This is a genomic window from Nocardia sp. NPDC058658 (assembly GCF_042716665.1).
In the GTDB taxonomy this organism is placed as follows: domain Bacteria; phylum Actinomycetota; class Actinomycetes; order Mycobacteriales; family Mycobacteriaceae; genus Nocardia.
In genome coordinates this window covers 197,527-213,203 of sequence record NZ_JBHXRR010000007.1, presented here as the reverse complement: position 1 = coordinate 213,203, position 15,677 = coordinate 197,527, and the positions used below count along the sequence as shown (strand labels likewise).

The window sequence follows — 15,677 nt, the reverse complement described above, 5'->3', positions numbered from 1 at the left end:
TCCGCCTGATGCGGGAGGTCGGTGCGCTACCCCGGCGAGTCCCCCAGTGCGGCGGCCAGCACCGGTCCGACCGTGGCCGATGGCGTCGAGCCGAGCATTTCGTGGTGTGTCGCGTCGACCGGGTGATCGGTGATGACGCCGCTGATGAAGGGTCGCCACTGCGAGGCGCTGCCACCGTTGGTGCGCGCCGCGGTGAGATAGGTGAGGTCGCCGTCGTAGGGGACGGGTGTCAGCTCGGTGACCAGGTCCATCGAGCGCAGCGCACTCCGGTACATGCCGATGAACTGCTCGCGGGGGATGTCGAGTTCGCCGGTCAACGCCTTGTGGAGGTTGCCGATGGCGTCGTCGCCCAGATCGGTCATCCGGTCTGCTTCGGGCAGCTGATCCCCCGGGATGCCGAGGTCGATGAACGACTGCCGCAGCTCGGCGGTGAAACCGGTCATCTCGGCACCGGGTACGGCGTCGAGCATGACCAGCGAGGTGACCTGCTCGCCTGCCGCCTGCAAACGGGTGGCCACGGCTTGGGCCAGCACACCGCCGAGGGACCAGCCGAGCAGTTGGTAGGGGCCGTGCGGCTGGACCGCGCGGATCTCGGCGAGGTAGCGGTCGACCAGTTCGTCGGCCGAGTCGGGGTGGAAGTCCGGGTCGGAGAGACCGGGCGACTGGATACCGATGATCGGCTGGTCGGCGGGCAGATACGGCGCGAGGCTCGCGTAGGCCCACGCCAGACCGGACACGGGGTGCAGGCACAACAGCGGAGTGCGGTTGCCGTCCGGACTGATCGGCAGCACCACGCCGAGCGCGGCCGCCAGATCGTCGGTATCGGGGCTCGCGTCGTCGATCCGCGCCCCGAGATCCGCCACGGTCGGGTGGGCGAAGAACGTGGCCACGCTCACCTCGGCGCCGGTGCGTTCGCGCAGGCGGTGCACGACCTTGGTGGCGATCAGCGAATTGCCACCAAGGGCGAAGAAGTCGTCGTCGGCGCCGACCCGGTCGATCCCGAGCACCGCGCCGAACACCTCGGCGACGATCTCCTCCGTCGGAGTCGAGGGCGCCCGGAACTCCCCGGCGCTGAACACCGGGGCGGGCAGCGCCTTGCGGTCGAGCTTGCCGCTCGCGTTCAGCGGCAGCGCGTCCAAGACCACCACCGTCGACGGGACCATGTACGCCGGGAGCACCTCGGTCACCGCTCGGCGCAGCGTCTCGGCATCGATCCGCGCCCCCGGCGTCGGCACCACATACGCCACCAGCTGCTCACCGGTCGGCGCATCGGACACCACCGCGACGGACTGACTCACCGAGGCCTGGCCGAGCAGAGCCGTCTCGATCTCGCCCAGCTCGATCCGCTGGCCACGGAACTTCACCTGGAAGTCGGTGCGACCGAGGTAGTCCAGGCGCGGCGTCGGCTCCGCCAGCCACCGCACCAGGTCGCCGGTGCGATACATCCGCGCACCCGCCGCGAACGGGCTCGCCACGAAACGATCCGAGGTCAGATCGGTGCGGCGCACATAGCCACGGGCCAGCTGGTCACCGGCCAGATACAACTCGCCGGGCACACCCGCGGGCACCGGCCGCAACCGCGAATCCAGCACGAACACTTCGACATTCCACTGCGGCACGCCGATCGGCACCGACGTCCGATCGATACCGGCCTGCCAATACGTCACCGACACGGCGGCCTCGGTCGGGCCATAGAGGTTGTGTACCCGCGCATCGGAGACCTCGGCGAAGGCGGTCACCGTCTCCGGCGGCAACGCCTCACCGATCACGAACACCTCCCGCAGGCTGTCCAGCAGCTCGGCGGAGGTGTGCGTGGCGAACACCGTCAGCATCGACGGCACGAAATCGGTGACCGTAATCCGGTGGCGGGCAATGGCTTCGGCGACGTAGACCGGATCGCGGTGGCCGTCGTGGGTGGCGACCACCAGCTTCGCGCCCGCGCGCAACGGCATGAAATAGCCCCACAGCGACACGTCGAAGGTGGTCGCGGTCTTCTGCAGGTACACGTCGTCGGGGCCGAGGGGGTACTCGGCCAGCATCCAGGAGATCTGGTTGTGGATCGCCGCGTGCGAGACGGCGACACCCTTGGGACGGCCGGTCGAACCGGAGGTGAAGATGACGTACGCGGGGTTCTCGGGGCGCACCGGGCGGCGAAGTTCGGTCGCGCGCACCGGGCTGTCGTCGAATCCGGCCAGGTCGACGGTGTCGAGATACACCGTGTCGGCGGTGGTGGACACCGCGTCGGCGGTCGTGGTCAGCACGCACGTCGGCTGGGCGGTATCGAGAATGTGCGCGATGCGCTCGGCCGGGTGGTCGGGATCGAGCGGCACGTACGCGCCACCTGCGGTGATGACGGCGTACATGCCGACGACCAGGTCCAGCGAGCGCCGGACGGCGAGGCCGACCAGTGACTCTGCGCCGACCCCGCGCTCGATGAGCAGGCGGGCAAGGCGGTTCACTCGCTGATCGAACTCGCGATAGGAAAGCTCAGCGCCTTCGAAGTGCACCGCGACGGCATCGGGGTACTCGGCGACGGCTCGCCGGTACGAGTCGAGCAGCAGTTCCGGCGCCAGGGGGTGGCGAGTGTCGTTCCAGCCGTGCAGGATTCGTTCGCGTTCGCTGTCGGCGAGGAGGTCGGCGGACCCGATCGCCGCTGTCGGTTCGCCGGTCACGACATCGAGCAGCCGGACCAGGCGCCGCGCGAAGTCGGCGATGGTGGCCTCGTCGAACAGGTCGGTGGCGTAGGTGAACGCCGCGCTCAGACCGCCGGTCGCCTTCGGGGTGACGGACAGCTGCAGATCGAACTTCGCGACCGCACCGACGGGTTCGACGGCTTCCACTGCGAGGCCGGGCAGTTCGATCGCCGGAGTGTCGAAGTTGTTGAAGAACAACGCGACCTGGAACAGCGGATGGTGCGCCTGCGTGCGCACCGGATCGAGCAGTTCGACCAGTTGCTCGAACGGCAACTCGGTATGCGAGAAGGCCGCCAGATCGGTCTCTTTCACCTCGGCGAGCAGCTCGGCGAACGAGCGCGCCTGGTCGATCTGGGTGCGCAGCACCAAGGTGTTGACGAACATGCCGACCAGATCGTCGAGCGCGGCCTCACCACGACCGGCGACCGGGGTGCCGATCACGATGTCCTCGGTGCCGGACAGGTGCGCGAGCAACATCGCGAAGGCCGCGTGGACTACCATGAAAGGCGATGCACCGCTTGTCTTTCCGAGCGTTTCGATGCGCTCGTGCAGGTTCTGCTCGAGGTCGAAGAGCAACACCGCGCCACGACCTGTCGCCTCGGTCGGCCGTTGACGATCCGCGGGCAGGTCGAGCCGGTCAGGGATACCGGCGAGGGTCTCGCTCCAGTACCGGTGCTGTTGCGCGCCGAGCGATTCCGGATCGGCGCTGTCGCCGAGCAGCTCCCGCTGCCACAGCGCGTAATCGGCGTACTGCACGGCCAGCGGCGCGAATTGCGGTGCGCTACCGGCCGCGCGGGCCAGGTAGGCGGTGAGTAGGTCGCGCACGAACGGCGCCGTGGACGCACCGTCGGCGGCGATGTGGTGGACGACAACGGCCAGCACGTGATCGTCAGGGCCGAGTTCGGCCAGCTCCACCCGCAGCGGGACGGCGGCGGCGACGTCGAACCCCGCCGAGGCCGACCGGGCCAGCCAGCCGGTGAGCTCGTCCTCGCGCAACGACTGCGGGCGCAGCTCGGGTACGGCCTGGTCGGCGGGCAGGATCACCTGGTAGCCGGTGCCGTCGATCGCCGGGTAGACCGTGCGCAGGGTTTCGTGGCGTTCGACGAGGTCGGCGACGGCCGCACGCAGCACAGCGGGGTCGAGCGGACCACGCAGGCGCAGCGCGAACGGGATGTTGTTGGCGGGCGAGGTGGCGTCGAACTGGGAAAGGAACCACATGCGCTGCTGCGCGGGCGACATCGGCACGTGCGGCGGACGCGGCATCGGCCGCAGTGCCGGTTGCGCGGTTTCGCGCCCCGCCATCGCGGCGAGCTCCCGCGCCAGGTCGGCGACCGTGGCGGCGCTGAACAGGGCCCGGGCGGGCAGCCTGGCCCCCACCTCGGCGCCGAGGCGCGCGGCGACCCTGGTGGCGATCAGCGAGTTGCCGCCGAGTTCGAAGAAGTTGTCGTCGGCACCGATCGGGGCCCCAGGCGCGAGCAGTTCGGTGAAGACCTCGGCGACCAGTTCCTCGAATCGGCCGGTCGGCGCCCGGAATTCCGCGACCCGCAGCTGCGGTTTCGGCAGGGCGGCACGGTCGAGTTTGCCCGTGGGGGTCAGCGGAATCGCCGGCAGCACCGTGATCGAGGAGGGCACCATGTGCGTGGGCAAACGCTGCTCGACGAAGGCGGTCACGGCCGCCACGTCGATCTGCGCGCCGGTGGCGGCGTGGACGTAGGCGGCCAGGATGGTCGCGCCGGTGTCGAGCTGGTGGCCGATCGTGACCGCGAAATCGATGGTGTCGTGCGCGGCGAGGACGGCGTCGATCTCGCCGAGCTCGATCCGCACTCCGCGCACCTTCACCTGGAAGTCGTTGCGCCCCAGGTATTCCAGGTTCGAGACACCGTCGCGACGCACCCAGCGGACGGTGTCGCCGGTGCGGTACATGCGCTCGCCTGCCGCACCGAAGGGGTTGGTGACGAACCGGCCCGAGGTCAGCGCGGGACGACGGTGGTAACCGCGCGCCAGCTGCGGCCCGGCGAGGTAGAGCTCGCCGACGACGCCATCGGGTACCGGGCGCAATCGATCATCGAGCACCAGGGCCGTCGCGCCCTCGACCGGCGGGCCGAGGGTGACCGGCACCCCGGCGCGCAGCGGTTCGCTGATGGTGGTGACGATGGTCGTCTCGGTGGGGCCGTACGCGTTGCGGAAGGTCAGGTCGGGGACGGCGCCGGTCCAGCGCGCGACCAGTTCCGGCGGGCACGCCTCGCCGCCCACGACGACCACGCGCAGCGCGTCGAGGACTTCGGGGGCGACGGTGGCCAGCGCCGACGGCGTGATGATCACGTGGGTCACCCGCTCGGCGCGCAGCAGCTCACCGAGTTCCTCGCCGCCGAACACCCCAGCCGGTGCGATGACCATGGTCGAGCCGGCCGCGACGGTCAGCAGCAGTTCGGCCACCGCGATGTCGAACGACGGCGACGCCACGTGCAGCACGCGCGCGTCGACGGCGGCGCGGTAGCGGGTCGCCATCACCGGCACGTAGGCCGCGACCGCTCCGTGCGAGATCACCACACCCTTGGGCAGGCCGGTGGTGCCGGAGGTGTAGATCACGTAGGCCGGGTGCGCCGGGTCCATCCGCCGGGTTCGGTCGGCGCCGGTGACCGGATCGGTGGGGTAGGCGTCGAGTTTGGCCGCGAAACCCGCGTCGTCGAGGGCCAGCCAGTCGACGTCGTCGGGCAGGTCGGCGCGCACGGTGGTCGTGGTCAGCCCGAGCACCACGCCGGAGTCCGACACCATGTGCGCGACCCGGTCGGCGGGGTATTCGGGGTCCACCGGCACGAAACCCGCGCCGGTTTTGGCGACCGCCCACACCGCGACGACCGATTCGATCGAACGGGGTGCGCCGATCGCGACCAGGTTCTCCGGGCCGATGCCCAGGTCGATCAGGAGTCTGGCCAACTGGGTCGATCGCGCGTCCAGCTCGGCGTAGCCGAGGGTCGAGACCGCACCTGACCCGTCAGTGACAGTGAGGGCGGTACCGGCGGGATTGGCTTCCACCGCCGCGGCCAGCAGCTGCGGCAGGGTGACCACCCTCGATTGACGTGTTCGGGTCGGCCGCTGCCGGGCGGGCCGCTCGCGCACCGGCCGGGTCATGCCCCCGCTCCCGAGATACGTGCTCTAACCTGCCGTTTTTCAGCAACCCACAACACGTCCCCATCGCACCCTTCGCATCACATCGGCGTGCACGGTGGTACGCCGGATCTCACCATCGATATCGATAGAGATGGCCACACCCGGATCGCCGGGGGTGCACGCCACTGCGACACCCCCGCGTCACAGTCATCTCACATCGTCGAGCCTCACCACGTTCTGTACCCACTCCGGCACAGATGAAACCGAGCGGTCCACAATGACCGCCTGCAAATCCTCCAGCGGCTGCGCTCCGAGCTCGGCTACCCGATCTCCGGCGCTGAACAGGTGAGTGACCCATTCCTCCACCAACTGGTCATGCAGCGCCAGCGTACCGTCCGCCAGCACCACCGACGCACCCGCCGCACCGGCGACAAGCAGCTCGATCAGCGCTGAGCTGGGCCGACTTGTGTTGTCGGACAACGTACGTGACTCGAAAGTCACATCCGCGGCAGCACCGACCGTGCTCACCAGAGCCGCGAGTTCGTCGTAGCTCAGCACGGTCTCGCCGACGAACGCGGGGGCGTCACCGGCCAGCGCGCGCACGCGGTGCGCGTAGGTGACCGGTCCCGGCGACTTCGCAGCTACCGCCGTGTCGTCGAGCACCAGCCAGTCCAGGCCCTGTTCACCCGCACCCACACCGACCTCGACCGTGATCCCGGCGGGCAGGACACCGGACCCATCGGGCGCAACGACCGCGGCACCCGCCTTGAGTACCGCCCACGTCGCGACCGCGGCATCGACACCGCGTTCCGCACCCACGGCGACACCGACACCCGGTCCGCACCCACGATCGATCAGCACCCGGGCCAGCCGCGACGAGCGTGCGTCGAGGTCGGCGTAGGACAGCGCCTCCTCGCCCCACACCAGCGCCGGGCCGTCAGGATCCTCGTCGACCACGGCGGTCAGCAGCTGCGGCAGCGCGATGCCGCGCAGCGCCGAGGACGCACTCGCCGACGCGACCGCCTGCGCGCGTTCGGCGTCGTCGAGGATGTCGACCGAGCCGACGGCGACGAGCGGATCGGCCGCCACTGCCGCGAGCACGCGCTGCAACCTGCGACCGAACGCGGCCACCGTGGCCTCGTCGAAGACATCGGTGGCGTAGGTCAGCGCGACACCGAGGCCCGCCGGTGCGCCGTCGTCGCCTTCGCGCGGATCGACCGTCACCTGCAGGTCGAACTTGGCGGTGACCAGCCCGTTCTCCATCCCGGAGACGGTGAGACCCGGCAGTTCCAGCGAGGGCCGTTCGGTGTTCTGGAACGACAGCACCACCGGCAGCAAGGTGTCGACGCCCGCGCCTGCGGCCTCGGCCACCTGCTCGAACGGGATGTCGGCGTTGCCGAACGCGGCCAGGTCGGTATCGCGCGCCCGATCGACGAGCACATCGAAGCTGGCGGTCTTGTCGACCTGGGTGCGCAGTGCCAGGGTGTTGACGAACATGCCGACGAGATCGTCGAGCACCCGCTCACCGCGCCCGGCGATCGCGGTGCCCACCGTCACGTCGTCGCTTCCGGTCATCCGGCTCAGCAGCGCCGCGAGGCCCGCGTGCACCACCATGAACAGGGATGCGTTGTGCGCCTTGGCGATACGGAGCAGGCCTGCGTGTACGTCGGCGGGCACGACGAGCCCGGTTTCGGCACCGACACCGCTCCGCTCAGCCGGACGCGACCGATCCAGCGGCAGCACCGCGGTTCCCGCGCCGTGCAGGCGTTCGCGCCAGAAAGCGAGCTGACGCGAGGCGGCGGACTCGGGATCGGTGACCTCGCCGAGCACCGAACGCTGCCAGAGCGCGAAGTCGGCGTACTGCACCGCCAGCGGCGTCCACTGCGGCGCAACACCTTGGCAGCGTGCGGCATACGCGGTGATCAGGTCACGCGCCAGCGGTGCGAGCGACACTCCGTCGGCGGAGATGTGGTGCACGACGACCACCAGATAGTGCTCATCGGTGTTGTCGGTGAACAGCGTCGCCCGCACGGGAACCTCGTTGGCGGCGTCGAATCCGGTCGCCAGTAGTTGCGCGGCCTGATCGGCGGCGTCGGCCAGCGGACGCACGTTCAGACCGCCCGGCAGCGCCTCGGCCGCCGACACGATGCGCTGGAACGGCAGGCCACCGGGGCCGTCGACGGGGAAGCTGGTGCGCAGCGCCTCGTGCCGTTCGAGCACGTCGTCGACGGCCTGGCGCAGGGCGGTGACGTCGAGCGCACCGGCCAGCCGCAGGGCGAGCGGGATGTTGTACGACGGCGATTCGGGGTCGAACTGGTTGAGCACCCACATGCGCTGCTGTGCCAGCGACAGCGGCACCCGGTCCGGCCGCTCGGCGGACACCAGCGCCGGACGCCGGTCGGCCGCGCCTGCGACGACGACAGCGGCCAGTGCCACCACCGAGGGTCGCTCGAACAGATCGCGCACGGTCACATCGGCGCCGAGGGCCTCGTTGATCCGCGACACCGCCCTGGTGGCCAGCAGTGAGTTGCCGCCGAGGGTGAAGAAGTCGTCGTCGAGGCCGACCTGCTCCACACCGAGCAACCCGGCGAAGACCTCCGCGACCGCCCGCTCGGCCTCGGTGACCGGGGCGCGGTACTCCCCCGCGCCGACGATCGTCGGGGCGGGCAGCGCCTTGCGGTCGAGCTTGCCGTTCGGGGTGAGCGGCAACGCGTCGAGCACCATCAGCGCGTCGGGAACCATGTAGCCGGTGAGGAATTCGCCGACCTCGGCGCGCAGGGCGACCGGGTCGAGCACCGAATCCGCCTCGGGCACAACGTATCCGAGCAGGCGATCGACTTCGTCGTCGGTGCGGACGAGCACCACCGCCTGGCTCACGCCTTCGCAGCGCAGCAGTGCGGACTCGATCTCGCCGAGTTCGATGCGGAAACCGCGCAACTGCACCTGCTGATCGCTGCGGCCCGCGTATTCGAGGTCGACGACGCCGTCCACCTCGGCCCAGCGACCGACGTCGCCGGTGCGGTACATGCGTGCACCGGGTGCGCCGTAGGGGTTGGCGACGAACCGGGTGGCGGTCAGGGCCTGGCGACCGAGGTAGCCGCGGGCGAGCTGATCGCCGTCGACGTAGATCTCCCCGCGCACCCCGATCGGGACCGGGCGAAGGCGCTCGTCGAGCACTCGCGCGGACAGGCCGGACAGTGCGCGGCCGATGACACTGGCCGGGCGCTGGGCGAGCTGCGGGTCCACCGCGAGGTACGACACGTGCACCGTGGTCTCGGTGATGCCGTACATGTTCACCAAGCGCGGCGCGTCGGCCGGGTGGCGCTCGTACCAGCGCGTCAGCTGACGCAGGTCCAGTGCCTCACCACCGAAGATCACGTGCCGCAGCGCCAGCTTGCCCGCCGGTGCGGTCCGGTCGGCTTCGGCGAGCTGATAGAACGCCGACGGGGTCTGGTTGAGCACGGTCACGCCGTCGCGAATCAGCAACTCGCGGAACAACTCCGGTGAACGCGAGGTGAGGTGGTCGACCACCACGACCGAGCCGCCGCTCGCGAGTGCGCCCCACAGTTCCCAGACCGAGAAGTCGAAGGCGAAGGAGTGGAACATCGTCCACACATCGGATTCGTCGAACTCGAACTTGCCCTGGCTGTTGGCGAACAGTTCGGCCACGTTGCGGTGTGCGACGCCGACGCCCTTCGGCACGCCGGTGGAGCCGGACGTGTAGATGACGTAGGCGAGATGGTCGGGGCGCAGCGGGGATCGGCGGTCGGCGTCGGTGACCGGGGCGTCGTCACCGGTGGCGATCTCGTCGAGCAGCAGCACCGGCGTCTGCCCGGCGGGGACTGCCGCCAACTCCTCGGCGGTGGTCAATACGCAGACCGGTGCCGCGTCGGCGAGCATGAACTCGAGTCGCTGCGTCGGGTAGGCGGTGTCGATCGGCAGGTAGGCCGCGCCGGAGAGCAGGACGCCGAGCAGTGCGACCGGCAGGCGCTCGTCGCGCGCGACGGCGACCGCCACCAGCGATTCCGGACCGGCGCCGGACGCGATCAGCGTGCGGGCGACGGCACTCGCGCGGCGCAGCAGCTCGCCGTAGGTCAGGGTGGTGGCGTTGAACCGGACAGCGGGTGCGTCCGGAGTGCGCAGGGCGCGGTCGGTGACCAGGTCGGCCAGGGTGACCGGGTCGGCGGCCACGCCGGGGGTGGTCCAGGCTTCGAGCAGGGATGCGCGTTCGCCGGGGGCCAGCACATCGATGTCGCCGAGCACGACGTCCGCGTCGGCGGCGGCCGCCTCGAGGATCCGGCCGAACCGCGCGGCGAAACCGGCCACGGTGTCGGCGTCGAAAAGCTCGGTGGCGTAGGTGAAGACGAGCGTCATGCCGACCGGTTCGCCGACACCGTCGAGCTGCTCGGCCGCGTGCAGGGTCAGGTCGACCGGTGCGGTACCGACGGCGTCGTCGCCCAGGGTCAGCGCGGCCCGGAACGGCGGCATGCCCGCGCTCACCCGGATCAGATCACGCACATGGGACAGCGGCTGGGAACCGGTGTCGGCCTGGACGAATGCCGCCGCATCGGCGCGGCGCAGCTGCTCGAGCAGTCCGGCGAAGGTGTCGCCAGGGGTGACCTCGGTGGTCACGACGACCGGCTCGGTCACCATACCCTCGGGCGGGTAGGCGCCGATCGCGACGGACCGCTCGTCGGCCAGCTTGGCCAGCAGGGTGGCGTAGGCGGCGTGCAGCACCGCGAACAAGGAGATACCGCGTTGGGCCGCAAGATCATTCAGTGCCGTGTGTACGGACGCGGGGATGCCCGTGCGCACCTCGGCGACAGTGGACTTCGTCTCGGCCGTACGCGGTCGATCGACCGGCAGTTCCAGGTGATCGATCGTCGCGGCGGGCACCCGCCACCAATCCTGCTGCGACAGTGGCGCTTCCGCGCCGTCGTGACCGGTGAACCGGTCGATCAGCAGGCGCACGATATCGGCGACCGCGCGAGCACCGGCGTCGGAGACGGTGTCGCGGCGATTCCAGACCCGAACCTTCAGGCGCGCACCGGATTCCACCACAACCGCGATCGGATAGTGGGTGAAGGTCACCGACTGGATTCCGGCCACCTGCAGCCCGTCGATCGAGGAACCGGCCTTCTTCAGGCCCTCCTCGTCGATCGGATAGGACTCGTAGGCCACCAGCGAGTCGAACAGCCCACCGGTGCCCACCGCACTCTGGATCTCGGCGAGGCCGAGGTAGTGGTGGTCCATCAGGGCGGCCTGCTCGGCCTGCAGGGTGCGCAGCAGATCGCGCACCGAGCTCGCGTGATCGAGGCGGACCCGCACGGGCAGCGTGTTGACGAACAGGCCGATGATGTCGTCGACACCGTCGAGCTGCGGCGGACGGCCCGCGACCACCGCGCCGAACACCACGTCGTCGCGGTCGGTCAGCGCGGCCACGATCAGGCCCCAGATCGCCTGCATCACCGTGTTCACGGTGACCTCGGACTTCTTCGCGAACGCACCGAGCGCCGCCGACTGCTCCGCGGAAAGCTCGAAAACGATTTCCCCGACACCGATTTCGGGCTTCGCGGGCGGTGCGAGCACCTCGGCCACGGCCGTCGGGCGGGCGCCGGAGAGCGCCGACTGCCAGCGCTGCAACGTCGCGTCGCGGTCCTGCGCGGCCAGCCAGGCCAGGTAGTCGCGGTACGGGCGCACCCGGGGCAGCATGGTCGCGTCGCCATGGGTGGCGTAGAGGACCAGCAGGTCCTTCATCAGCAGCGGCAGCGACCAACCGTCGAAGAGCAGGTGGTGCGAGGTGAGCACGAGCTGAATCTGCCCGGATACGGTGCGGTACACCGTGAATCGCACCATCGGCGCCTGTGCGGGGTCGAAACGCGTGCGCTGATCCTGTTCCAGCAGCGCGGGCAGGTCCGCGTCGGCGACATCGTCGATCACCTGCCACGGCACCTCGAGACCGTCCACCACGACCTGGGTGGGGGTGCCGTCGGCGGCGGTGACGAACGCCGAGCGAATGCTCGAATTGCGGTCGAGCACCGCCTGAGCGGCCCGGCGCAGTCGTTCGAGGTCGACGTCGCCGCCCAGTTCGAGGGCGAACTGGATGACGTAGTCGTCGGCGTCCCCGGCGGTGAGCTGGGAGTGGAACAGGAGACCTTCCTGCAGCGGCGACAGCGGCAGCACATCGCTCACGCCCGGGTAGTCGAGGCGCCAGCGATCCAGCTCCGACTGCGACACCCGCACCAGCGCGACGTCGGCCGGGGTGAGACCACCGGCCGCGGGATCGGTGGTGTGGCGGGCCACCGCGGTCAGCGCCGCGACCCAACCCTGCGCCAGCTCACGGACATCGGACTCGTCGACCACGCCCGAGGCGTACTGGAACGAGACCGACATGCGCGGTCCGGCCTCGCTGTCGGTGACGATCGCGTTGATGTCGACCACCATGCCCGCGGGCATCGCGGGATCCTGTTCGGCACTGATCTCACCGAGCGCGTCGGTGGGCAGGAAGCCCGCGCCGACGAAATCGGCTGCGGCCGAATCGTTTCCGACCCGTCCCAGGTAGTTGAAGCCGATCTGAGCGATCGGACCGGTGAATTCTCCGGCGGTGGCCGGGTTCAGATGACGCAGCAGACCGAAGCCGACACCACGGTCGGGCACCGCGAGCAGTTGCTCCTTGACTGAGCGCAGCGCGGCAGCGGTTTCGGCGCCACCGTCGAGGGCGGCGGCGGTGTCGATCTCGGACAGGTCGAGTGCGATCGGGTAGACGCTGGTGAACCAGCCGACGGTGCGGGTGAGGTCGACACCGGGCACCACCGCTTCCTCGCGACCGTGCCCCTCCATCCGGATCCGGGTCACCGGTGCGGCGATGCCGCGGTCGGTTCGCCACTGCCGCACGGCCAGCGCGAGCGCGGCGAGCAGGCCATCGTTCACACCGGTGCGGTACAGCGCCGGAACCTCGGTGAGCAGCGCCTCGGTGACCTCGGCAGGCACCTCGACGCTGAACCGCCGCACGGTCGCGTAGGTGTCGGCGGCCGGGTCGAGTGCGCGCGTGCCGAGCAGGGGGTCGGCGGCGGCGAGAACCTCACGCCAGTAACCGATTTCGTCGGCCCTTGTGCTGTCGGCGGCCGCGTCGACCAGTGCGTGCGCCCAGCGGCGGAAGGAGGTGCCCACCGGGTCAAGGCGCGGGCGCTGTCCGGCGGACAGCTGGGCCCAGGCGGTGACGAGGTCGGGGATGATGATGCGCCAGGAGACACCGTCGACGACCAGGTGGTGCGCGGCCACGATCAGCACATCGGTGGCGTCGGGGCGGCGCAGCCAGGTGAAGGCGAGCATCCGTCCGGCGGCCGGGTCGAGCCGGTCGAGCGCGGAATCCAGTGCGGTGCTGCCGATTTCGGTCAGCTCGTCGGCGGTGACGCCTGCCGGGACGTCGACCTCGGCGAGCAGCGCCTCGACGTCGTAGCCGTCGGCCGGTGGTATGTCGAGCCGCCAGGCACCGTCCTGGTCGACCACCCGGGCGCGCAGCACGTCGTGATGGGCGAGCACGGCGGTCAAGGTGCGCACCAGTCCGGCGCGGTCGATGCCGTCGGGGAGGGCGAGGGTCATGTTCTGCGAGAAGCGGCCGAAGACGCCCTCATCGAGGTACTGGGTGAGCACCGGCGTCGCGGGGGCGGTGCCGACGCCGCCGCCCGGCAGCTCGTCCAGGCGCACGACCTCGGTGTCGTCACCGACCGCGGCCACCTTGGCCAGCGCGGCGACAGTGCGATGCTCGAACACATCCTGCGGGGTGAAGGCGATACCGGCGGCCCGTGCCCTGGCCACCAGCTGCATGGACAGGATGCTGTCGCCGCCGATGGCGAAGAACGAGTCGTCGGCGCCGACCTCGGTGAGCCCGAGCAGCGCGGCGAACAATGCGGCGAGAGCGGTCTCCACCGGACCCTCCGGCGCGCGGGAGGTGCTCGAATCGAAGACCGGTTCCGGCAACGCGTTTCGGTCCAGCTTGCCGACCGGGGTCAGCGGGATCTTGTCCAGCACCATGATCGAGGCGGGAACCATGTAGGCGGGCAACACCTCCCGCAGATGATCGCCGAGCGCCGCGGTATCGATCGTCGAGCCGGGGCTCGCCAGCACATACGACACGAGGGCGGTCGCGCCCGACGGCAGCGTCTTGCCGAGGGTGGCCGCGTAGTCGACGGTGGGGTGCGTGGTGAGCGCGTTGTCGATCTCACCGAGCTCGATCCGGAAGCCACGGATCTTCACCTGGAAGTCCGAACGGCCCATGTACTCGATGACGCCGTCACCGGATTCGCTGCGCCGCACCAGGTCTCCGGTGCGGTACAGGCGCGCGGTCGGGTCACCGGCCTCGGCACCGAAGGGGCTGGCGACGAAGCGCTCCGCGGTGAGCGCGGGACGGTTCAGATAACCCTGCGCGAGCGCGGGGCCCGACAGATACAGCTCACCGATCACCCCGGCCGGCACCGGGCGCAACCGCGAATCCAGCACGAACGCACCGATTCCCGCGATCGCGGCACCGATCGTCACCGGCGCGGCCGGATCCATCGGCGCGGTGCTGGTGGCAAGGATGGTGGCCTCGGTGGGGCCGTAACCGTTGTAGAACTCGCGCTCGCCGACGGCCCAGCGGCCCACCAGTTCCGGCCCGAACTTGTCACCGGCGACGACCACGACCCGCAGGTCGTCGAGGTCGGTCGCATCGACCGATTCGAGCGCGCCCGGGGTGATGAGCATGTGCGAAACCTGTTCGCGGCGCAGCAGATCCGCGAGCTCGATGCCGCCGAACACCGCGGGCGGGGAGATCACCAGGGTGGCGCCCGCCGAGAAGGTGAGCAGCAGTTCGAGCACCGACACGTCGAAGTTCGGCGAACACACGTGCAGCACGCGCGAATCGGCGTCGACGCGGTAGTGCGCGCGCTCGGCGGCGACCAGCCCGGCCAGACCGGTATGGGTCACCACGACGCCCTTGGGCTTGCCCGTGGAGCCGGAGGTGTAGATGACGTAGGCCGGGTGCCGCTCGTCGAGCGTGCGGATGCGGTCGGTGTAGGAGATCGGGTGCGCGGGTCGCGCGGCGATATCGGCGGCCGTCGCGGCGTCGTCGAGCTCGAGCCAGCTCAGGTCGGAGCCGAGCTGCTCGCGGTGGGCGGCGGTGGTGAGCCCGAGCACCGCGCCGGAATCGGACACGATGTGGGCGATGCGGTCGGCCGGGTACTTCGGGTCGACCGGCACGTACGCGGCGCCGGTCTTGGCGATGGCCCACACCGCGAGCACGGACTCGATCGAGCGGGCGATACCGATGGCGACAACGTCACCGGGGCCGATGCCACGGGCGATGAGCGCGCGGGCCAGCTGCGAGGACTGCTGATCGAACTCGGAATAGGTGAGCTGACGCTGGTCGGCGGGCTCACCGGTCGGGTTGAACCGGACCGCGACCCGATCGGCCGCCGACTCGACGGCTCCCGTCAGCAACTGCCCGAATGTCGGACTGCTCGACCGGCGACGACGGGGACCGCGGGCAGAACGACGGGCAGTTTCCATTCGGGATCATTCACCTCTCATCGAGCCTGAACGCGCGGCGATCCCGCACCGTTGCAGATCGAGCCATCATATAGACCGGCGACGCGGCGTCCGAGCGAGCGTGCCCCCGGAACCAGGGCCCACAGGAGTATCGACACCGCCGTAGAACGTGTTGCCCCCACAAACAGCAAAGTGACGGGGCTCATAAGAACCACCGTCACTAGCTACCTGCCATGAGCACACCACGAACCCCGACCCCTGGGGAGCGGCGCCGCGCAGCGGCGGGTGGCGGCCCGCCCCCCGGCGCCCGGGGGCGGGGGGGGGGGCCGGGGCGGGCCCACCCACCGC

2 protein-coding genes are annotated in these 15,677 nt (G+C 70.3%); both read right to left on the bottom strand.

Features of this window, described 5'->3' with window-relative positions; all coding sequences use genetic code 11:
* Positions 1 to 26: 26 nt before the first annotated feature.
* Positions 27 to 5,825, bottom strand: coding sequence for an amino acid adenylation domain-containing protein (locus tag ACFWUP_RS14115; RefSeq protein WP_379234163.1), 5,799 nt, complete (start codon positions 5,823 to 5,825; stop codon positions 27 to 29).
* 186 nt (positions 5,826 to 6,011) lie between these two features.
* Positions 6,012 to 15,350 carry an amino acid adenylation domain-containing protein gene (locus ACFWUP_RS14110; protein WP_379234161.1) on the bottom strand — a complete coding sequence of 3,113 codons (9,339 nt, stop codon included), beginning with the start codon at positions 15,348 to 15,350 and terminating at the stop codon, positions 6,012 to 6,014.
* Positions 15,351 to 15,677: the final 327 nt, after the last annotated feature.

Excerpts from the sequence above, each read along its gene's own strand:
- ACFWUP_RS14115 (WP_379234163.1), bottom strand. The coding sequence starts at position 5,825 with ATGACCCGGCCGGTGCGCGAGCGGCCCGCCCGGCAGCGGCCGACCCGA.
- ACFWUP_RS14110 (WP_379234161.1), bottom strand. The coding sequence starts at position 15,350 with ATGGAAACTGCCCGTCGTTCTGCCCGCGGTCCCCGTCGTCGCCGGTCG.